This window comes from Vibrio sp. M260121, from assembly GCF_036533715.1.
Taxonomy (GTDB): Bacteria; Pseudomonadota; Gammaproteobacteria; order Enterobacterales; family Vibrionaceae; genus Vibrio.
The window spans coordinates 1-19,491 of record NZ_JATABF010000043.1; the positions used below are offsets into that span (position 1 = coordinate 1).

23 protein-coding genes are annotated in these 19,491 nt (G+C 47.0%); 8 read left to right on the forward strand and 15 right to left on the reverse strand.

The window, feature by feature from the left end; genetic code table 11:
• The 9 genes from QTO06_RS19800 to fkpA all read right to left on the reverse strand — a co-directional run.
• Nucleotides 1–150: GTP-binding protein (locus QTO06_RS19800; protein WP_331409495.1), on the reverse strand; the 150-nt coding region annotated here is incomplete at its 3' end.
• A 155-nt stretch (nucleotides 151–305) separates the two neighbouring features.
• Nucleotides 306–2,405 (reverse strand): elongation factor G, encoded by a 2,100-nt coding sequence (fusA, locus tag QTO06_RS19805; protein WP_045370230.1) that lies wholly within the window; start codon nucleotides 2,403–2,405, stop codon nucleotides 306–308.
• Between the two features lie 138 nt (nucleotides 2,406–2,543).
• Entirely contained in the window at nucleotides 2,544–3,014 is a 471-nt protein-coding gene (rpsG, locus tag QTO06_RS19810; protein WP_005438390.1) for a 30S ribosomal protein S7, read from the reverse strand.
• A gap of 100 nt (nucleotides 3,015–3,114) precedes the next feature.
• Nucleotides 3,115–3,489 carry a 30S ribosomal protein S12 gene (gene rpsL, locus QTO06_RS19815; protein ID WP_004399892.1) on the reverse strand — a complete coding sequence of 125 codons (375 nt, stop codon included), beginning with the start codon at nucleotides 3,487–3,489 and terminating at the stop codon, nucleotides 3,115–3,117.
• Between the two features lie 178 nt (nucleotides 3,490–3,667).
• Nucleotides 3,668–3,943 carry a sulfurtransferase complex subunit TusB gene (tusB, locus tag QTO06_RS19820; RefSeq protein WP_012126451.1) on the reverse strand — a complete coding sequence of 92 codons (276 nt, stop codon included), beginning with the start codon at nucleotides 3,941–3,943 and terminating at the stop codon, nucleotides 3,668–3,670.
• A 7-nt stretch (nucleotides 3,944–3,950) separates the two neighbouring features.
• Complete coding sequence (gene tusC, locus QTO06_RS19825) at nucleotides 3,951–4,307, reverse strand: sulfurtransferase complex subunit TusC (protein WP_045370232.1); 357 nt, start codon at nucleotides 4,305–4,307, stop codon at nucleotides 3,951–3,953.
• Entirely contained in the window at nucleotides 4,304–4,699 is a 396-nt protein-coding gene (gene tusD, locus QTO06_RS19830; RefSeq protein WP_038892615.1) for a sulfurtransferase complex subunit TusD, read from the reverse strand. Before tusD ends, tusC begins: the two co-directional genes overlap by 4 nt.
• A gap of 2 nt (nucleotides 4,700–4,701) precedes the next feature.
• Nucleotides 4,702–5,418, reverse strand: a complete 717-nt coding sequence (locus tag QTO06_RS19835) for a helix-turn-helix transcriptional regulator (protein ID WP_005438378.1) — start codon at nucleotides 5,416–5,418, stop codon at nucleotides 4,702–4,704.
• A gap of 144 nt (nucleotides 5,419–5,562) precedes the next feature.
• Complete coding sequence (fkpA, locus tag QTO06_RS19840) at nucleotides 5,563–6,345, reverse strand: FKBP-type peptidyl-prolyl cis-trans isomerase (protein WP_045370234.1); 783 nt, start codon at nucleotides 6,343–6,345, stop codon at nucleotides 5,563–5,565.
• A gap of 128 nt (nucleotides 6,346–6,473) precedes the next feature.
• On the opposite strand from fkpA, the gene QTO06_RS19845 reads away from it, so the two are divergent.
• Both QTO06_RS19845 and QTO06_RS19850 read left to right on the forward strand, forming a co-directional pair.
• Nucleotides 6,474–7,460 (forward strand): WD40 repeat domain-containing protein, encoded by a 987-nt coding sequence (locus tag QTO06_RS19845; protein WP_050903521.1) that lies wholly within the window; start codon nucleotides 6,474–6,476, stop codon nucleotides 7,458–7,460.
• On the forward strand, nucleotides 7,457–7,684 hold the full coding sequence (locus QTO06_RS19850; protein ID WP_005451463.1) for a SlyX family protein: 228 nt from the start codon (nucleotides 7,457–7,459) through the stop codon (nucleotides 7,682–7,684). Before QTO06_RS19845 ends, QTO06_RS19850 begins: the two co-directional genes overlap by 4 nt.
• Before the next feature lie 94 nt (nucleotides 7,685–7,778).
• Here QTO06_RS19850 and QTO06_RS19855 read toward each other — a convergent pair whose 3' ends face one another.
• The 5 genes from QTO06_RS19855 to kefG all read right to left on the reverse strand — a co-directional run bounded on the left by QTO06_RS19855 (nucleotide 7,779) and on the right by kefG (nucleotide 12,118).
• Nucleotides 7,779–8,720 (reverse strand): isoaspartyl peptidase/L-asparaginase family protein, encoded by a 942-nt coding sequence (locus tag QTO06_RS19855; RefSeq protein WP_009699230.1) that lies wholly within the window; start codon nucleotides 8,718–8,720, stop codon nucleotides 7,779–7,781.
• A 130-nt stretch (nucleotides 8,721–8,850) separates the two neighbouring features.
• On the reverse strand, nucleotides 8,851–9,426 hold the full coding sequence (gene slyD, locus QTO06_RS19860; RefSeq protein WP_005432768.1) for a peptidylprolyl isomerase: 576 nt from the start codon (nucleotides 9,424–9,426) through the stop codon (nucleotides 8,851–8,853).
• Nucleotides 9,427–9,514: 88 nt separating this feature from the next.
• Nucleotides 9,515–9,715: a YheV family putative zinc ribbon protein gene (locus QTO06_RS19865; protein WP_005432753.1), complete on the reverse strand. Its 201-nt coding sequence runs from the start codon at nucleotides 9,713–9,715 to the stop codon at nucleotides 9,515–9,517.
• Between the two features lie 35 nt (nucleotides 9,716–9,750).
• Nucleotides 9,751–11,547, reverse strand: a complete 1,797-nt coding sequence (gene kefB / locus QTO06_RS19870; RefSeq protein WP_005532194.1) for a glutathione-regulated potassium-efflux system protein KefB — start codon at nucleotides 11,545–11,547, stop codon at nucleotides 9,751–9,753.
• On the reverse strand, nucleotides 11,531–12,118 hold the full coding sequence (kefG, locus tag QTO06_RS19875) for a glutathione-regulated potassium-efflux system ancillary protein KefG (protein ID WP_005432767.1): 588 nt from the start codon (nucleotides 12,116–12,118) through the stop codon (nucleotides 11,531–11,533). The genes kefB and kefG overlap by 17 nt, the downstream gene beginning before the upstream one ends.
• 177 nt (nucleotides 12,119–12,295) lie before the next feature.
• Between kefG and QTO06_RS19880 the strand changes: the two genes are divergently transcribed.
• The 6 genes from QTO06_RS19880 (at nucleotide 12,296) to crp (ending at nucleotide 17,943) form a co-directional block, all read left to right on the forward strand.
• Nucleotides 12,296–14,215, forward strand: a complete 1,920-nt coding sequence (locus QTO06_RS19880) for an ABC transporter ATP-binding protein (RefSeq protein ID WP_009697546.1) — start codon at nucleotides 12,296–12,298, stop codon at nucleotides 14,213–14,215.
• The gene (locus QTO06_RS19885; protein ID WP_017819679.1) at nucleotides 14,212–14,691 is read left to right on the forward strand and encodes a TIGR02444 family protein; all 480 of its coding nucleotides are present in this window, start codon (nucleotides 14,212–14,214) and stop codon (nucleotides 14,689–14,691) included. The genes QTO06_RS19880 and QTO06_RS19885 overlap by 4 nt, the downstream gene beginning before the upstream one ends.
• A gap of 100 nt (nucleotides 14,692–14,791) precedes the next feature.
• Entirely contained in the window at nucleotides 14,792–15,799 is a 1,008-nt protein-coding gene (locus tag QTO06_RS19890; protein WP_331409476.1) for a hydrolase, read from the forward strand.
• A gap of 65 nt (nucleotides 15,800–15,864) precedes the next feature.
• Nucleotides 15,865–16,077 carry a YheU family protein gene (locus QTO06_RS19895; protein ID WP_005432763.1) on the forward strand — a complete coding sequence of 71 codons (213 nt, stop codon included), beginning with the start codon at nucleotides 15,865–15,867 and terminating at the stop codon, nucleotides 16,075–16,077.
• A gap of 124 nt (nucleotides 16,078–16,201) precedes the next feature.
• Nucleotides 16,202–17,071 (forward strand): phosphoribulokinase, encoded by an 870-nt coding sequence (locus QTO06_RS19900; protein WP_005438358.1) that lies wholly within the window; start codon nucleotides 16,202–16,204, stop codon nucleotides 17,069–17,071.
• Nucleotides 17,072–17,310: 239 nt separating this feature from the next.
• Nucleotides 17,311–17,943, forward strand: a complete 633-nt coding sequence (crp, locus tag QTO06_RS19905) for a cAMP-activated global transcriptional regulator CRP (RefSeq protein WP_005381432.1) — start codon at nucleotides 17,311–17,313, stop codon at nucleotides 17,941–17,943.
• Nucleotides 17,944–18,445: 502 nt separating this feature from the next.
• Here crp and QTO06_RS19910 read toward each other — a convergent pair.
• The gene (locus QTO06_RS19910; RefSeq protein WP_331409477.1) at nucleotides 18,446–19,237 is read right to left on the reverse strand and encodes a DUF1338 domain-containing protein; all 792 of its coding nucleotides are present in this window, start codon (nucleotides 19,235–19,237) and stop codon (nucleotides 18,446–18,448) included.
• Nucleotides 19,238–19,491: the final 254 nt, after the last annotated feature.

A 19,491-nucleotide genomic window follows, 5' to 3' on the forward strand; every position in this document is an offset into this window, starting at 1 on the left:
GATAGATGCGAAGTCACGAGCAGCACCGCCGTATACTTTAGCAAGTGTTGTACAGATAGCTGCAGTTAGAGTAGTTTTACCGTGGTCAACGTGGCCGATAGTACCAACGTTTACGTGCGGTTTTACACGTTCAAATTTTTCTTTAGACACAATCGTGTTCCTTCCTAGTTATGATTCGCCGTGATCATTATTGATCTCGACGCGCCAGAAATTGTTATTTTATGCGCCAACGCCTGTTAGCGCAATATTTGGACGCATTGATCTTTAAAAAAAGCTGGACTTTTTTTCAGCTCAAAGCGTTTTAATTAGTAACCACGGTCTGCAATGATTTTATCTGCGAAGTTTTTCGGTACTTCAGCGTACTCGTTAAACTCCATAGAGTAAGACGCACGGCCTTGAGTTGCAGAACGTAGGTCAGTTGCGTAACCAAACATCTCAGATAGTGGAACTTGAGCACGAATGATCTTAAGACCAGCCACACCTTCATCCATACCTTCGATCATACCGCGGCGGCGGTTTAGGTCACCAACAACGTCACCCATCCAATCTTCCGGCGTAGTTACTTCAACATTCATCATTGGTTCTAGAATCACAGGTTGTGCTTCTAGTGCACCTTTCTTGAATGCCATCGAGCCAGCGATCTTGAACGCCATCTCGCTTGAGTCAACATCGTGGTAAGAACCGTCAAATAGTGTTGCTTTAATATCTAGAACAGGGTAACCCGCTAGAACACCACTATTCATTTGTTCTTCGATACCTTTCGATACCGAGCTGATGTATTCCTTAGGAACCACACCACCCACAATCTCGTCTACGAATACGAAACCTTCACCAGGCTCTGAAGGTTCAAGTGTGATCCATACGTGACCGTATTGACCGCGACCGCCAGATTGACGAACGAACTTGCCTTCAACTTCCGCTTTGCCACGAATGGTTTCACGGTAAGCAACCTGAGGTTTACCAACGTTACAGTCAACGCTGAATTCACGCTTCATACGGTCAACGATGATATCTAGGTGAAGCTCACCCATACCAGAGATCAGAGTCTGACCTGTTTCGTCATCCGTTTCCACGCGGAATGATGGGTCTTCCGCTGCCAGTTTACCTAGCGCGATACCCATTTTCTCTTGGTCTGCTTTAGAACGAGGTTCTACAGCGATCTGAATTACAGGCTCAGGGAACTCCATGCGCTCTAGAATCACTTTGTGGTTCTGGTCACATAGCGTGTCACCTGTTGTAACGTCTTTCAGACCGATAGCAGCTGCGATATCACCAGCGCGAACTTCTTTTACTTCTTCACGCTTGTTCGCATGCATCTGAACGATACGACCGAAACGCTCTTTCTTGTCTTTTACTGAGTTGTAAACAGCATCACCTGAGTTTACAACACCTGAGTAAACGCGCATGAAAGTTAGCGTGCCCACGAATGGGTCAGTCGCGATCTTGAATGCTAGTGCTGAGAACGGTTCGTTATCGTCTGCGTGACGTTCAACTTCGTTCTCTTTTTCGTCGATACCTTTAATTGCAGGAACATCAACTGGCGATGGCAAGAACTCGATCACTGCGTCTAGTACTGCTTGAACACCTTTGTTTTTGAACGCACTACCACAAGTAGCCAGTACGATTTCGTTGTTTAGTGTACGAGTACGTAGAGCTTGTTTGATTTCAGCTTCAGACAGTTCACCTTCTTCAAGGTACTTGTCCATTAGCTCTTCAGTTGCTTCTGCTGCCGCTTCAACTAGGTTGTTGCGCCACTCTTCAGCAAGCTCTTGCATGTCAGCTGGAATTTCGTCGTATGTAAACGACATGCCTTGGTCAGCTTCATTCCAGTTGATCATCTTCATCTTGATAAGGTCGATAACACCCTTGAAGTCATCTTCCGCACCAACGTTCAGCTGGATTGGAACAGGATTCGCACCAAGACGGTTTTTGATTTGGTCCACAACGCGTAGGAAGTCAGCGCCTGCACGGTCCATCTTGTTTACAAATACCATACGTGGAACGTGGTACTTGTCAGCTTGACGCCATACAGTTTCAGACTGAGGTTCAACACCAGATGAACCACAGAACACAACAACTGCACCATCAAGTACGCGTAGAGAACGCTCTACTTCGATAGTAAAGTCAACGTGTCCAGGAGTGTCGATGATGTTAACGCGGTGCTCTTGGAATTGTGCTTCCATACCACGCCAGAAGGTAGTAGTCGCCGCAGACGTGATTGTGATACCACGTTCTTGCTCCTGCTCCATCCAGTCCATGGTTGCTGCGCCATCGTGAACTTCACCGATTTTATGAGATAGACCAGTGTAGAACAGAATACGTTCAGTAGTGGTTGTTTTACCTGCATCTACGTGAGCACAGATACCGATGTTACGGTAGCGCTCAATAGGAGTTTTGCGAGCCACGATTGAATCCTCTTAACTTAGAGATAGGGACTATTGCTATAACTAAAAAATGCTATCCCCTAGATATAGCAATAGTTCCTAGCATAGGCATAGGAACTAAAGAAGTGCTGCAAGGAACCTTGCAGCACTGAAAAGGTATTACCAACGGTAATGAGCGAACGCTTTGTTTGCGTCAGCCATGCGGTGAACGTCTTCACGTTTCTTAACCGCAGTACCTTTGTTCTCAGACGCGTCTAGCATTTCAGCAGCTAGGCGTTGAGCCATAGATTTTTCACCACGCTTACGCGCAGCTTCAACCAACCAACGCATAGCAAGTGCGTTACGGCGAACCGGACGTACTTCTACAGGTACTTGGTAAGTTGAACCACCTACACGGCGAGATTTAACTTCTACCGCTGGGCGAACATTTTCAAGAGCTTCTTCAAAAATAGCTAAGTGGTCTTTACCAGACTTTTCAGCCATAGAATCTAGTGCAGTGTAAACGATTTTTTCTGCAGTAGATTTTTTACCGTCAACCATTAGGATGTTAACGAATTTTGCCAGCAGTTCAGATTTGAACTTTGGATCTGGAAGGATCTTACGCTGACCAATGACGCGACGACGTGGCATGGATTTTCTCCGTTGTCTTCTTCAGGTTTTATCCAAAACTTTTCAGTTTTTTCAAAAAATTAAAAATAATTTAGTGTTTGGCCTTACTTAACGGAATCCATTAAGACTTAGGACGCTTCACACCGTACTTAGAACGACCTTGTTTACGGTCGTTAACGCCAGCACAGTCAAGTGCACCGCGAACAGTGTGGTAACGTACACCCGGAAGGTCTTTTACACGACCGCCACGGATTAGTACAACACTGTGCTCTTGAAGGTTGTGACCTTCACCGCCGATGTACGATGTAACTTCGAAGCCGTTTGTCAGACGTACACGACAAACTTTACGAAGTGCTGAGTTAGGTTTTTTAGGTGTAGTAGTGTAAACACGAGTACATACACCACGTTTTTGTGGGCACGCTTCTAGTGCAGGCACGTTGCTTTTAACAACTTGCTTTGCACGTGGCTTACGTACCAACTGGTTAATAGTTGCCATTAACTAGCTCCTGATTTACTTGAAAGTAAGCTTTGTGAAAAATCTATCCCTAACAGCGGTTGGCAGTTAGGGACGCAAAATTCTATGCAGCAGTGAGAGGTGTGTCAAGAAATATACGGATCTTTTTTGTTCAATTAGGACAATTAATCCGTAAAGCTCAATCGACAGGAAAGAAGGGTTAATCCCAAGTCAGAGATTTGGCTTGTTTTGCTGTTAGTTCAACAAAGCCAGTATAGCCAACCACTTCAATAGATGGGCTGATACGATTGCTCATGCCACGGGCTTCAATATCGCTTTGCAACGCATACACTGATGGACCTTTTACCTTGCTGAACGCCTTATGCTGAGGGTTCGCAGCGTACACGGCATCTTCAATCAACAAGACATCATCTTGCTCACTGTACAGTGCCATTGCATCGTCTAATGCAGCTACGGATTTGATGATATGTAACATGGTTTCCTCAGAATGACAGCAGTTTGCCCGCTTGTTGCAGTTTAGCTTTCAGTTGCTCACTATTTAGAGCCTCTGCATCAATGACTAAATCGGCTTGAGCCAAGCCACGCTCGGCAAGCGAATCGGCACAAACAAATACTTGCTCAATGTCGTACAAGTCGAACAGCTTGAGCATTGGTGCGTAGTCTTTGCTTAAGATGCCATTAGGCTCTTGCCCAAGCAGCAATTGGTAAACACCATCACCAACAAATAGGACAGTGATGTCTTCACAGTACGCAGATGCCGCTAGCAGCGCATCCACACCTTCACGTCCTGCATTGCTACCATGCGGAGCACTACGAAATAGGTAAGTTAGCTGACTCAAAACTGCACCACTCTATCTTGGGTTAACATGGCTTCGGCTAAGCTCCCCAAACCGGCTTGCTCAAACCCTGTAGCTAGGTTGTTCTGCTCAAGACCATGTTGATTCGCTTCATCTTCGCTGACGATGCCGCGACGTAAAGCTGCTGCAACGCAGGTTTCCAAACGAACATCGTGTTGCTGTGCGAGTGATTGCCATGCTTTGGTTAGGTCAAACTCGTCGTTGGCAGGCACGCTCAAAGCCGTACCATTAGTGACGCCATCTTGGTAAAAGAACACACTCACCAGAGTATGCCCTTGTTCAATGACCGCTTGTGCGAATTGATATGCGCTGCGTGCTGATTGGCTGCCGTAAACCGGACCATTCACGACCAGCGTGTAAGTTAATCCACTCACGCTTATTCGTCCTCAGTTTTACGCTGACGAATGTATAGGTAAACGGTGTGCTTAGAGATGTTCAGACGATCTGCTACGCGGTTGATAGCGTCTTTGATATCGAAGATACCTTTGTCGTACAGCTCCATGACGATCTGACGGTTTTTGGTGTTATTCGATACCGATTTGTCAGCGTTGATCTCTTCAATCGTGCGCTCAACCGTTTGGTCTACGAGTTCTTCAACATCACTTGCAAAGTTAACGGATGACGCCGCTTCTTTCGCTTCTTGCGTTGGCATGAACGATTGCAGCACTTGAGAGAAAGGCGCATCAAGGTTAACGTTGATACAAAGCAAACCAATCACGCGGTTTTCGCCGTTACGAATAGCAACGGTGATCGACTTCATTAATACGCCGCCTTTGGCGCGGGTGAAGTACGAACGTGAGAAGTTACGCTCAGAACCTTCGATGTCTTTCAGCATCTTAAGTGCTAAGTCAGTGATAGGAGAGCCTACCTGACGACCGGTGTTCTCACCATTAGCGATTTTGATTGCAGAGGTATTGAGGTCTTCCAGTGAGTGAAGAACGATCTCACAGAACGGACCAATAAGACTGGCAATGCCATCAACGACCGCTTCGTAAGATCTCAAGATGATTTTATCGTGCTCGGTAAATGGCATCACGTTGACAGATTCCATTTCGAGCAACATTTCCGCATTTATTGTTTCTGTAGTTGTCATAAGCCTTCGAGCGAAAAATCAACAAATTGGTGTAAGTTTATCAGAAAATTTGAAAGGCAACCTAGCAAACTCACCAACTAGTGACCTAGAACAAAAAAGGCCCGTAAAACGGACCTTTTTTCATTGAGTTATCGCTAAGGATAATTATTGAGCAGCGTTGTCGCTCTCAATTTTCAGTAGCTCAACTTCGAATACTAGCGTTGAGTTAGCAGGGATGCTTGGTGTGTCTTGGTCACCGTATGCTAGCTCTGGCGGGATAACGAATTTGAACTTAGAACCTACAGGCATTAGCTGAACACCTTCAGTCCAACCTGGGATTACGCGGTTTAGTGGGAACGTTGCTGGTTCACCACGATCGTAAGAACTGTCGAACTGAGTACCATCGATCAGAGTACCTTTGTAGTGTACTTGAACTGTGTCAGTATCTTTTGGCTTCTCACCTTCAGCTGGAGTCTCTACTTGGTATAGAAGACCAGATTCTGTCTTCACTACGCCTTCTTGCTTCTCGAATTCAGCACGGAAATCATCGCCAGCTTTCTTCGCTTCAGCTGCTTTCTCAGCCGCTTGCTTTTGCATAGTTTCTGCAACACGCTTGTCTAGAGATTCTAGAGCTGCACGAGTTTCTTCTTCGTTAAGCGCTGCGTTGCCTTTGAATACGTCTTCAATACCTTTAAGAACCAGGTCTTTGTTTAGGTCGATGCCAATCTCGCTTGGTTTTTCAATGCTAGTGCTTAGGTAGTTAGCAAATGAAACACCGATCGCGTAAGCCGCTTTGTCATCGTCGTTTTTAAAGTGAACTGCTTTACCAGTTTCTGCTTGAACTTGCTCTGCTTGAGGTGCTGCTTCTGGTTTTGTTTCTTCTTTTTGACAACCTACCGCTAGCATTACTGTTGCAGCAAGTAGCGACACTTTTAAAACTGATTTCATTAAATTCTCCCAATAATGGCTTAGCCACTGGTTGTTGTGCACAAATCTTCTATGAGACTAGTGAAGACAATCGTTATACCAATATACTAGCTATATGTCTTAAGACACAAACCGGATTATTAGATGTGATGCAAAGAATTTCTCATTTATTCCTATATTTAATTGTCATCACCACGTTAAATGGATGCTTTTTTACCGATCGCGATGTTCAACGTTGGTCACTCGAACCACAAGGTTCCACCAGCTTTGCGCTCAGCCGAGATGGTCGATTTGCGCTGCTGTACTCCAAAGAGCACCAATTGGTTCTTTGGGATTTAGAGCAAAACAAACAGCTCGCAAAGCTGGGTGAACTCGATCAAGCCGCCAATGTGGTCTCCCATATTCGCATTTCGGACAATGGTCGTTATGCAGTAACAGCGAGCCAAATGAACTTCGCTGTATGGGATCTCGGATGGACTCAAGCCGAAGGACTTTGGTCTATCGATGACGCGCTGATTCGAGACGTTGATATCACCAGTAACGGTGAACAGGTATTACTTGGACTGTCCAACGGTAAAGCGATTCACGTCAACTTAGTCACTGGTCGTCGGCTAGAGTTCCTTGCGCACCAAGAAAAAGTCAATTCTGTCGCTATCTCGCCCAACGGTCGCTTCGCTCTCACAGGTGGCAACGACTACAAAGCGTATCTGTGGGATACCGAAACAGGGCTGGTATTGCGTACCTTTGAGCACGACCAACGCGTAGTCAGAGTCGCTTTACAGAGAGATGGCAAACTGGCCATGACCTCAGACGGTGGCAACCAAGCCATCATCTGGAATTTAGAGACGGGTGAAGAAGTCACGCAACTGAGCAGTTGGTCTCGTCAGTTAATCTTTTCGACGGCGCGCTTCTCCGATGATGGCAGCTTGTTAGTAACTGGCACACCTTCAGGTCGTGTGATGGTGTGGGATACCCAGACCGGCAAACGCGTCGATGGATTTGAAGTTGAGCCGAAAAAAGATACTCGCCCTCCCCGTGCGGTCGTGTATGATGCTGCCTTTGATTCCAAGCAACGTGTAATTACTGCCACTTCTGCGGGCATTGCCCAAGCTTGGCAGCTAGAGAACGGATCATGACAGATAAAATCATTCAGCAATTGGAAGCACGCATCAATGACTTAGAATGTCAGCTTGCGTTCCAAGAACAGACTATTGAAGATCTGAACGGCGCCTTGTCGCAGCAACAACTGCAAATTACCAAGATGCTCGATCAGATGAAATATGTGGTAGGTAAAGTGAAAAATATGGACTCGTCGAATTTAGCCGATCCGTCAGAAGAAACCCCACCACCGCATTATTAAAATGCAGGCTCAAATAGCATAAAGCCCAGAACGTGTTCTGGGCTTTGTTGTATTCGCTACTTAAAAATGTTGCTTAGGAATGAGCGGGACGAAATTATTCGTCTGCGTAGATTTTAACGGTCAGCTCGCCTCGCGTATTGATGCCAGCTCGGTACATGCCAGAACTGTTCATCGCAAAGTGCAGCTCACCTTTAGCATCAATTGCAATCAAACCACCTTCGCCGCCCATTGCTTTTAAATCACCCTGAATAATGTGTTCGCACGCCGTATGAACGTCTTCTTGCAAATAACGCATGCGTGCTGCAACGTCTTCCGCAACACGTTTACGAATAAAGAACTCACCGACACCCGTAGTGGAAACCGCGACGACACCATTCTCTGCCACCGTACCACAACCAATCAGAGCGGAGTCTCCCACTCGACCGTATTTCTTGTTGGTCACGCCACCAGTACTGGTGGCAGCGGCTAAGTTGCCTTGTTGGTCCAATGCCACTGCACCAACCGTACCGTGCTTACGATCATCTGGGTAACGAGATTCCGACAGAGCAAACAGTCCTTTCTCACGCATAGACAGCAACTGCTCATAGCGGCGATCGGTAAAGAAGTAATCCTGCTCGGTGTACTCATGACCTTGTTCAAAAGCAAACTTCTCTGCGCCCTCGCCCACCAACAATACATGGTTGCTGTTTCGCATCACGTCACGAGCGAGTTCAATGGGGTTTCTGATATGACGCACCCCAGCGACTGCCCCTGCGGCTTGATGTCGACCATCCATCACAGAGGCATCCATTTCGACCATCTCGTTATGGGTCAGTACCGAGCCTTTACCCGCATTAAAATTAGGAGAGTCTTCCAGCACTTTCACTGCCGCCACGACCGCATCTATGGCTTCACCACCTGTTGCTAGGATTTGATGCCCCGCTTTTACCGCAGCTTCTAAATCCGCCAAGATGGATTGTTGCAGTTCGTCACTCATCTGTTCACGCAAGATAGTGCCTGCACCGCCATGAATGGCAATCGAGAAAGGTTTCGTCATCGCTTTGTCCAACTGTTATTCCTTGTATGATTGGCACTACACCCCAGATAGACAAAAAGCGCAAGTTGAAACCTCAACTTGCGCTTTTTAAAGCTTTGCTAGATAGCGTTATCTAGTGAAGAGCGTGCGATTAGTGAGAACCGCAACCGCCGCCGCCACAACATTCGTGGTCGTCAGCTTTTTCTTCGCCACCACAGCAGCCGCCTTCGTGATCGTGGTCGTGACCGCCACAACAGCCACCACCTTGGTGGATGTGACCGTGTTCGATCTCTTCAGCTGTCGCTTCACGAGTAGCCATAACTTCTACTTCGAAAGTTAGTGTTTGACCAGCTAGCATGTGGTTGCCGTCTACAACAACTTCGTCGCCGTCTACTTCAGTTACTTCTACAGGGATTGGACCTTGGTCAGTATCTGCTAGAAAACGCATGCCAACTTCGATTTGGTCAACGCCTTGGAATACGTCTGCAGGAACACGTTGCACTAGTGCATCGTTGTGGTCGCCGTACGCATCTTCAGGAGCTACTGTTACTGAGAACTTGTCGCCAGCCACTTTACCTTCTAGTTCTTTCTCAAGACCAGTGATTAGGTTGTTGTGACCGTGAAGGTAATCAAGAGGTGCTTCAGAAGTTGATTGATCAACAACAACACCGTCTTCCAACATTACTTTGTATGCAAGGCTTGCAACAACGTTCTTTTCAATTTTCATACTAACTCCAGGGAGATTAATTGACCTAACCAGAATGGGGTTAAGTACCGAGATGATAGTATTATGGGGATCAATTAACGAAGTTCAATTACTCAGGCTTAAAAATCCCGATCATTTCTTGTTCTGAGTGTTTATTTTTTTCTACAGATTGCGGTTTACGCTGCTCGGTATAATCGCAGTCGACACACTCAACCAGCTCAATGTTGTTATCAATCCACCAGCGTAGAGTATCTTGCTGACTGCATTGCGGGCAGCTTGCACCCGCGATAAAACGTTTCTTGGCTTTCACTTTTGTTCCTTTTCCCGCTTGATGCTGCGCGGGTACTACTTCCAATGATTTGGCGACTGTTGGTCGCTTTCCATTTCACGACCGAAGATTTCTTCTAGTTCTTTACGTGCTTCTTTCGAGCGTTGAGCAAGTTCTTTGTCCTCATTGTGCTGAGGTAACAAGTCTTTGAGCATAGCATTATCTAGCTTGCGAAAATGTGCTTCTGCCCGCTTTGCTTGATACGGGTGCATGCCTAATTCTACGAGCGCTTGGCGACCTAGATCTAAAGCACCCAAAAAGGTTTCACGCGAGTAATTCTGCACGCCGTGGTTCATTAACTGGTAGGCTTCTACGCGGCTGCGAGCACGGGCAAGGATCTTCAACTTCGGAAAGTGCGCACGGCAAATGTCGACAATCGCCATCACCTCATCTGGTGAGTCGGTACAGATCACTAAAGCTTCTGCTTTATCTGCCCCCGCGGCACGTAACAAATCAATCTGAGTCGCATCACCATAAAACACCTTATAACCGTATTTACGCAGCAAGTGGATTTGGCTCGCGTCACTTTCTAGTACTGTTACTTTGATCTTATTGGCGTACATCAAGCGGCCGACAATCTGACCAAAACGACCAAAGCCCGCGATGATCACTCGTGGTCGACGATCCACCACATTGGTCGTCACGCTCTCTTCTTCTTGGTTAAGTGTGTGCGCAAACCACTTCTTCTGCCCCATGAGCAACAGCGGCGTGGTCACCATCGACAAGCTCACCACCACCAACAAGAAAGCAACTTGTTCTTTGGTTAAGATACCTTCTTGGCTTGCCGCAGTGAAAATCACAAACGCAAACTCACCACCTTGGCTCAAAATCGCCGCCATACGACTGCGCGACTTAGCACGAACTCGAGCAGTGCGAGCCAAGACATACAGCACCAAACCTTTGACTACAACAAGGGCAATCACGGCACTAATAATCGCAAACGGTTGAAGTGCTAATAAGCCCAAGTTCACTGCCATACCCACAGCAATAAAGAACAAGCCAAGCAGCAGACCTTTAAACGGTTCAATCGCGATTTCTAGCTCATGACGGTATTCACTTTCTGCCAGCAGCACACCCGCTAAGAAAGTACCGAGCGCCATCGAAAGCCCCAGCTTTTGCATCGCAACAGAAATGCCAAGTACGACTAGGAGGGCGGCAACGGTGAAGAGTTCTCGCACTCCACTCATCACCACAAAACGGAACAGAGGACGTAAGAGGAAATGACCGCCAACTAATAGCGCAGCCACACTGCCTAACACCCAAATAGCATCTAACCAATCACCGCCGCTTTGACCACCAGCGAGTAATGGCAACATGGCGAGCATCGGGATGACGGCAATATCTTGGAATAACAACACTGCAAAACCCGATTGTCCGGTTTCCGTGCCGGCTTGCCCCTGCTCTTCGATCACTTTTAGTGCAATCGCGGTGGACGAGAGTGCCAAGCCCATACCGATCACTAAGCTCACTTGCATGCTCAAACCAAATAGGCTGACGATGCTACCTATCACCGCAGTGGTGACAATAACTTGGGCGCCACCTAGACCGAGGATGGGTCCGCGCATCTGCCATAACTTTTTGGGGTTCAGTTCCAAACCAATTAAGAACAGCAGCAACACCACCCCGAGTTCGGCGAAGTGCAGAATCGCATCCACATCACTGATCAACCCCAGCCCCCAAGGGCCAATTAAAACACCTGCTATCAGGTAGCCAAGTACCGACCCCAGACCCAGCCGCTGGGCAATCGGCACCGCAATAACGGCAGCAGAAAGGAATACCACACTACTTTGAAGAAACTCACTGGTTATCGCCATGTCGACCTCCTTGCTCATCCCACTCTCTCAGGGGGTTGTTCAGCCATTGACGATATTGTTCAGCATGCTGATAACGTTCGATGTCCGATACATTGCGCGACCAGTACAGCACTAAAGGCTCAATCCAATGCATCTGACATAAAGCGGCAGTCAGTTCAAACGGTTGTAGAATTTGCTCAAGTGGGTATTTGTTGTACCCCATCGGGCTGAACGCATCCTCTTTACCACCAGTAGTGATTACACTGCGCCAGTACTTACCCGCTAATGCGCTACCATCACCAAATGCAAAGCCTTTGCCCAACACGCGATCCATCCACTCTTTCAACAGTGCGGGACAGGAATACATATAGAGAGGATGATGAAAAACGATCACATCGTGCGTCATCAGCAGATCGTGTTCGTAGTTCACATCAATAAAGAAATCAGGGTACGCGCCATAAAGATCGTGCACGGTGACATGACCCAGTGATTCGATTTTTTTAATCATCACTTGGTTGGCAATGGAGTTTTGCGGTTCTGGGTGAGCATAAATAACCAGAACCCTCGGAGGAATGGGCGTAGCAACAGCCAAATGGTCGTCCTTGTGTTGATTTCTCAGGGAAAATTATCGTTATCAGTTTGTTATACTTTTTTGTATAGCATAATGCAATTAAAGCGCAGAGATCGACTTTTCCCGCCAATACCCCTACTATTCACCGCGAGATCAACGACCAAGAAACGCGCACTGCGCAAAGTGAATTAAAACTCTATGATTACCTTCTCTGATATTCAGTTACTGCGTGGCGGTAAACCTCTTTTAGACCAAGCATCTGCAACCATTCACCCGGGTGACAAAGTGGGTCTGGTTGGTAAAAACGGCTGTGGTAAATCAACTCTGTTTGCCCTACTAAAAGATGAACTGTCGATTGATGCAGGCTCATTTAGCCAACCTCAACATTGGGAATTGGCTTGGGTTGCACAGGAAACGCCAGCACTCGACCGTAGCGCACTGGAATACGTCATTGATGGTGATCGTGAGTTCCGCGATCTTGAAGCTCAACTGGCTGTCGCCGAAGAGAAAGACAACGGTACCCTAGTTGCGGAGATCCATGGCAAGATTGAAACCATTGGCGGTTACAGCATTCGCGCACGTGCTGCCGAGCTGCTTGATGGTCTGGGCTTTAGCCAGGAGCAAATGAGCTGGAACCTGACTCAGTTCTCGGGTGGTTGGCGTATGCGCCTTAACTTGGCTCAAGCGTTGTTGTGTCGTTCTGATCTACTGTTACTCGACGAACCAACCAACCACTTGGATTTGGACGCAGTAATGTGGCTAGAGCGCTGGCTACAAAACTACCCTGGCACACTGATTCTGATCTCGCACGACCGTGATTTCTTGGATCCGATCGTTGGTCGCATCATTCACATAGAGAACCAGCAGCTGAACGAATACACGGGTAACTACTCGTCATTCGAAAACCAACGCGCACAAAAAATGGTGCTGCAACAAGCGATGTTCGAGAAGCAACAGAAACAGATGTCGCACATGCAAAGCTACATCGACCGCTTCCGTTACAAAGCATCCAAAGCGCGCCAAGCACAAAGCCGCATTAAAGCGCTGGAGCGTATGGAGAAGGTGCTGCCAGCTCAGTTCGATAACCCATTTAGTTTCCAGTTCCGCGATCCTGCAGCGCTGCCAAATCCAATCATGATGATGGATGAAGTATCGGCGGGTTACGGTGATAACCTGATCCTAGAAAAGATCCGCCTTAACCTTGTTCCGGGCAGCCGCATTGGCCTACTTGGTCGTAACGGCGCGGGTAAATCAACCTTGATCAAATTGCTGTCTGGTGAGCTAAAAGCGCAAGGCGGCGATCTAACTTACTCGCAAGGCGTGAAGATCGGTTACTTCGCTCAGCACCAACTAGAAACACTGCACCCAGAAGAAACACCGCTTCAGCACATGATGCAAATCGCGCCGGATCAAACCGAGCAGCAACTACGTGATTACCTAGGTAGCTTTGGTTTCCAAGGTGATAAAGCGCTTGAGAAAGTTGCACCGTTTTCTGGTGGTGAGAAAGCACGTTTGGTATTGGCATTAATTGTGTGGCAGAAACCGAACCTATTGCTACTCGATGAACCGACCAACCACTTGGACTTGGACATGCGCCAAGCACTGACCATGGCACTGCAAACATTCGAAGGTGCGATGGTGATTGTTTCGCACGATCGCTACCTATTGCGTGCAACCACAGATGATTTGTACCTTGTGCACGATCGCCAAGTCGCACCATTCGACGGTGACTTGAACGATTACTACAAGTGGTTGACCGAGCAACAAAAAGCCGAGCGTAAAGAAGCACAAGCGGCTCAGCCAGTTAAAGATAACGCCAACAGTGCAGCGGCGAAAAAAGAGCAAAAGCGACGCGAAGCAGAATTTCGTAAGCAGACCGCACCAATTCGCAAAACGCTGACACAGTTAGAAAACAAAATGGATAAGTTAGGTGAAGCTCTAGCGAAAGCAGAAGAGCAATTAGCGGATAACTCGCTGTATGAAGCCGAAAACAAGGCTAAACTTAACGAAGTGTTGGCGCTTCAAGCTTCTAGCAAAGCAGATCTTGAAGAAGTAGAAATGGAATGGATGTCTGCCCAAGAAACACTCGAGCAGATGGAACTAGAGTTTAATCAATGACAAACGAGCACGCAGAATACACTCTTACCCTAGAACACCTTTGGCAGTTCAGTCTGCAATTTTATGGTGTGCGAGAAGTGAAGGAAGCGTGCTTATCATTGCAAAACAACTACCACGGCAACGTGAACCTATTACTGCTGCTCAGATGGCTCGATGAGCAGCAGGTGATTTTCCAAGAGCAAGACTGGCATTTAGTTCAAGGCTGTCTTGGTCGAAGTGAAACTCTGCTCCACTCTTACCGTGAACTTCGTCGCCACCTCAAATCACAAGTTAATGACGCGCTTTATCGCGAAGCATTGCAGTTCGAATTGCAGCTCGAAAAACAGCAACAGTCCGACCTCGTCGACTGCGTCAACTCACTCAAATTAGTCAAGAATGATGGCGAACCACTGACGCTGAGATACTGTCGCCAGTTAGGTGGAGAGCATCTGCAACAGGCATTCTCCATTCCAGTTCCAAACATTCAATATCCATAAATCAGTCATAAACCAGTAAAATATCTATACTAAAGCTATAAAGGATTATATTAATAAGTTCTTCAGCGAACATTGAAGGACCATATAAGAGCAGTTAGGTATGACACAATTTTTCGCAGCCGCCGGGATTAAGAACCCGCATCTTCAGACGCTATTGCCACGCTTTATCCGCAAGAAAGCGTTGTTTACGCCTATTTGGCAAACACTCGATACACCGGATGGTGACTTCTTAGATTTGGCGTGGTCACAACAGCCAGATTCTGAAGCCGCTCACAACAAACCAATCTTCGTCCTCTTTCATGGCTTAGAAGGATGCTTCTATAGTCCGTATGCGAACGGTTTGATGAACGCCTTCTCTGAATCGGGTTGGCTGTCAGTGATGATGCACTTTCGTGGTTGCAGCGGTAAGCCAAACAAGAAAGCCCGCGCCTATCATTCTGGCGAAGTAACGGATGCTCGTTTCTTTCTTCAGCAACTCAATCAGCAATTCCCTAACAACCCTAAAGTTGCGGTCGGCATTTCCCTTGGCGGTAACATGCTGGCGAACTACTTGGCTGAGTATAAAGACGACCCAATATTAAGTGCCGCAACCATTGTCTCTGCACCACTGAACTTGGCAGCATGTGCCAATCGTATTGAGCAGGGCTTCTCGAAAGTTTACCGACGTTACTTGCTCTCTTCACTCAAACGCAATGCACTGCAAAAGCACGACTTAATCCAAGGTGAACTCGCCTTGTCGTATAACTCGATCAAACGCGTGACTCGTTTGTATGAATTTGATGACTTGATCACTGCTCCTCTGCATGGTTTTAAAGACGCGCAAGATTATTACGATCAATGTTCAGGCTTAAGTAAGTTGCAACAGATCACCTTGCCAACCTTGATCATCCACGCCAAAGACGATCCGTTTATGACCGAAGAGGTTATCCCAAAATTCGTATTGCCAGACAATATCGATTACCGACTTTATGAACATGGTGGACACGTTGGCTTCCTGACGGGCACAGCATTAAAACCTAAATTCTGGTTAGAAGAAGCCCTGCCGGCTTATTACGAAAGTATCGCCGCTGACTACCTTTCTGCTGTATCCGTACCGCGAACACAGTAAACTACTAGGCGTGCCAGACAGAACGCTTCTGCACGTACTAAACATCATAAAAGTTTGAGGTATTTATGATCATTCCATGGCAAGACATTGCGCCAGAGACACTAGAAAACCTGATCCGCGAATTCGTGCTACGTGAAGGCACCGACTACGGCTCAGTGGAAGTTTCATTGCAGAGTAAAATCGATCAGGTCAAATCCCAATTAGAGAAAGGCGAAGCGGTCATCGTATTTTCTGAGCTTCATGAAACGGTTGATATCCAACTAAAAGCAAAGTTTTAGACCCTTCACATTTTACCGTATCCCACTCGATGACAAGGGCTTGTTACATGCTATAGTGGGTTATCGACCGTGCAGCATACGTGTGCTGCACTTTACAGGTAAGTAATTTTCGACAAGGTTTGTCATGTCAGCGAAACACCCAATCATTGCGGTTACTGGTTCGTCCGGTGCCGGCACAACCACCACTTCTGAAGCCTTCCGTAAGATGTTCAATATGATGAACGTCAAACCAGCGTGGGTTGAAGGTGACAGCTTCCACCGCTTTACACGTCCAGAGATGGATGTCGAAATCCGCAAAGCGCGTGAGCAAGGCAAGCACATCAGCTACTTTGGTCCACAAGCCAATGACTTTCCGGGGCTAGAAGAGTTCTTCCGTAAGTTCGGTGAAGATGGTACTGGCAGCGTGCGCCGCTATCTGCACACTTTTGATGAAGCCGTTCCATACAACCAAATGCCGGGCACCTTTACGCCTTGGCAAGATCTGCCAGAAAACAGCGATGTGCTGTTCTACGAAGGTTTACACGGTGGCGTGGTAGATGGTGATGTCAATGTGGCGCGTCACGTCGATTTTCTGATTGGCATGGTGCCGATTGTGAACTTGGAATGGATCCAAAAGTTTGTTCGTGACACGCGCGATCGTGGTCATTCAAGAGAAGCGGTGATGGATTCGATCGTGCGCTCGATGGACGATTACCTAAACTACATTACCCCGCAATTTTCTCGCACACATATCAACTTTCAGCGCGTACCGACCGTCGACACTTCTAACCCACTTAACGCCAAAGGCATCCCAAGTTTGGATGAGAGTTTTGTGGTGATCCGCCTACGCGGTATCAAGAATGTCGACTTCCCGTATTTGCTGGCGATGATTGATGGCTCATTCATGTCTCGCCATAACACCATTGTGGTTCCTGGCGGCAAGATGAGCTTTGCAATGGAGCTCATAGTAAGGCCGATTCTGCAACAGCTCATCGAAACAGGGAAAATTGGCTAAAAACCTCCCTACCGGAGTGTTTACTTTTCATACCGTGATCATGTGCACAGTTTTGCTTACAAAATCTCAATCATGGCACGATTAAAATCAAGAAATCGTTTTCGAAAAAGGATACTATTTCTAACCGAAACACAAGAGAGCTTGCAGCATATAAAAAGTGCTCTTATTCTAGTAGGCCAATTCAGGCTTAGCTAAAATATGGATAGCGCAAGCGTACCCTGCAGAGGAAGTGAGATATTATGGTTCTAGGTAAACCTCAAACCGACCCAACATTAGAGTGGTTTCTTTCACACTGTCATATTCATAAGTACCCATCAAAAAGCACGCTAATTCACGCGGGCGAAAAAGCAGAGACTTTGTACTACATCGTTAAAGGTTCTGTTGCGGTTCTTATCAAAGACGAAGAAGGTAAGGAAATGATCCTTTCTTACCTAAACCAGGGCGACTTCATTGGTGAACTTGGTCTATTCGAAGAAGACCAAGAGCGTACAGCTTGGGTTCGCGCTAAATCTCCTTGTGAAGTGGCAGAGATTTCTTTCAAGAAATTCCGTCAACTTATCCAAGTTAACCCAGACATCCTAATGCGTCTTTCGGCGCAAATGGCTCGTCGTCTACAAGTTACTAGCCAAAAAGTGGGTGACCTAGCGTTCCTAGACGTAACTGGTCGTATCGCTCAGACTCTTCTGAACCTTGCTAAACAACCAGATGCGATGACGCACCCAGACGGCATGCAAATCAAGATCACTCGTCAAGAAATCGGTCAAATTGTTGGCTGTTCTCGTGAGACAGTAGGCCGTATCTTGAAGATGCTAGAAGAGCAGAACCTAATTTCTGCGCACGGTAAAACTATCGTTGTTTACGGGACTCGTTAATCTCGATTAACGTTTAAAAAATTTAAAAGCCACCAAATGCAAGTTTGGTGGCTTTTTTGTTTTTAAGAGACAAGAACGGAAAACAAAGAATCGAGAACTGGGAACGCTGCGCTTCGGGATCGGACTTCGTCCTTTGAAATGAAAAGACAAAGAACCGAGAATCGGGAACACTGCGTTCCGAGAGCGGACTTCGTCCTTCGGGATTAAGCCCTCTCAGATTTCGAGTTTTCAACTCTCCCAAAACGAAGCTTTTCCGACTCCACAGGTCATAGCCCGTTCTGATATCCCAACAAACTCCAACCATAGAAGCAGAAACATTCAGCTTTTCAGAGTGTAAACTCTCTCGAAGCGAAGCATTCCTGCATCCATAGGCTGCAGCCCGTTCTCATGTCCCAACAAACTCCAACCTTCAAAGCTGAAACCTTCAACATTCCAGAGTGCAAACTCTCTCGAAGCGAAGCGTTTCCGCATCTAGAGGGCGTAGCCCGTTCTCGCCTCTTCTTTACCCGTTGGTGCTTTCGAAAATCTTATCTGCTGATGCCGCTACAAATCCTGGGTACAACTCACCGTTATCCATTGGGTAGCGCTTAGCAAACTCGTAGAAGCCTCCAGGAATCACCTCAACGCCTTCAGTAAAGGTCACTGGCACTTTGTCTGCCATGGTCGATGATTGCTCTAGTAACACCTCTGGCGTGCCTTTTACTTCACCGCCATTCTCGTTGATGGTGAACCCTACTGTACGTAGGTGGTCGTTCACTTGCTTTACTTCTTGATGCTGGTTGAGTTGATTCACACTCACTGTGAAGTGGTTCGCTCCGTAACCGTGCGCAGCAAGCCAAGAAGCGTATTCACTCTCTTTCGCCAAAGTTTGGAAGTCAGCGTAGCTGAGGTTCCACAAACGTCCGCCGTATAAGAAATCACTGCCGGTCAGTTTAGAAGCATCAACCTGCTCTACCAGCTTATGAACAATGGCTTGAAGCTCTGGTGAACACTCATCCACTTTCAATTCACTGATGAAGACTTTTGGTTGTTTCGGATCTGGGTGCTCAAAATGTTTTGCCACCAGCTTTTTGCTTTCAAATACGTAGTCACCACAGGCTTTGTAACCCACCGCTAGGAATGGCTTCGCTAACGTTTTAATGCCTAGGGGAGCGACATTAAACGTACGTAGCGCAATATGGTCATTAATCAGAGGCTCATCTTCTTGAAGAAGTTGATGGACTTTAGCAGCGGAAGGGCAAAGACGTTGAATGTAGTCTTGCCATAGCGATTCAAATAACACATCGGGCGTCATAACGACTCCTTGTTATGAAATGTAGAGTTAGGGGTAAGAGGAAGTTGACCGCTCGTTCACAGCCCTAAAGCTGTCCAGAATCACGAACGAGCGGCCATCAACCTGTGACGGTATGTGTGGCATAAGTGCCAGTCAGTCAACACGCTCTGGAGAGTCTTAAGCTCGCCTTTGGCGTTTGCCAGCGCGATTACCAGAATCCTAACTTGGTAAATAGCTCCGGCAGAGAGAAGCGGCGATACTTGGTCACCGCTTCG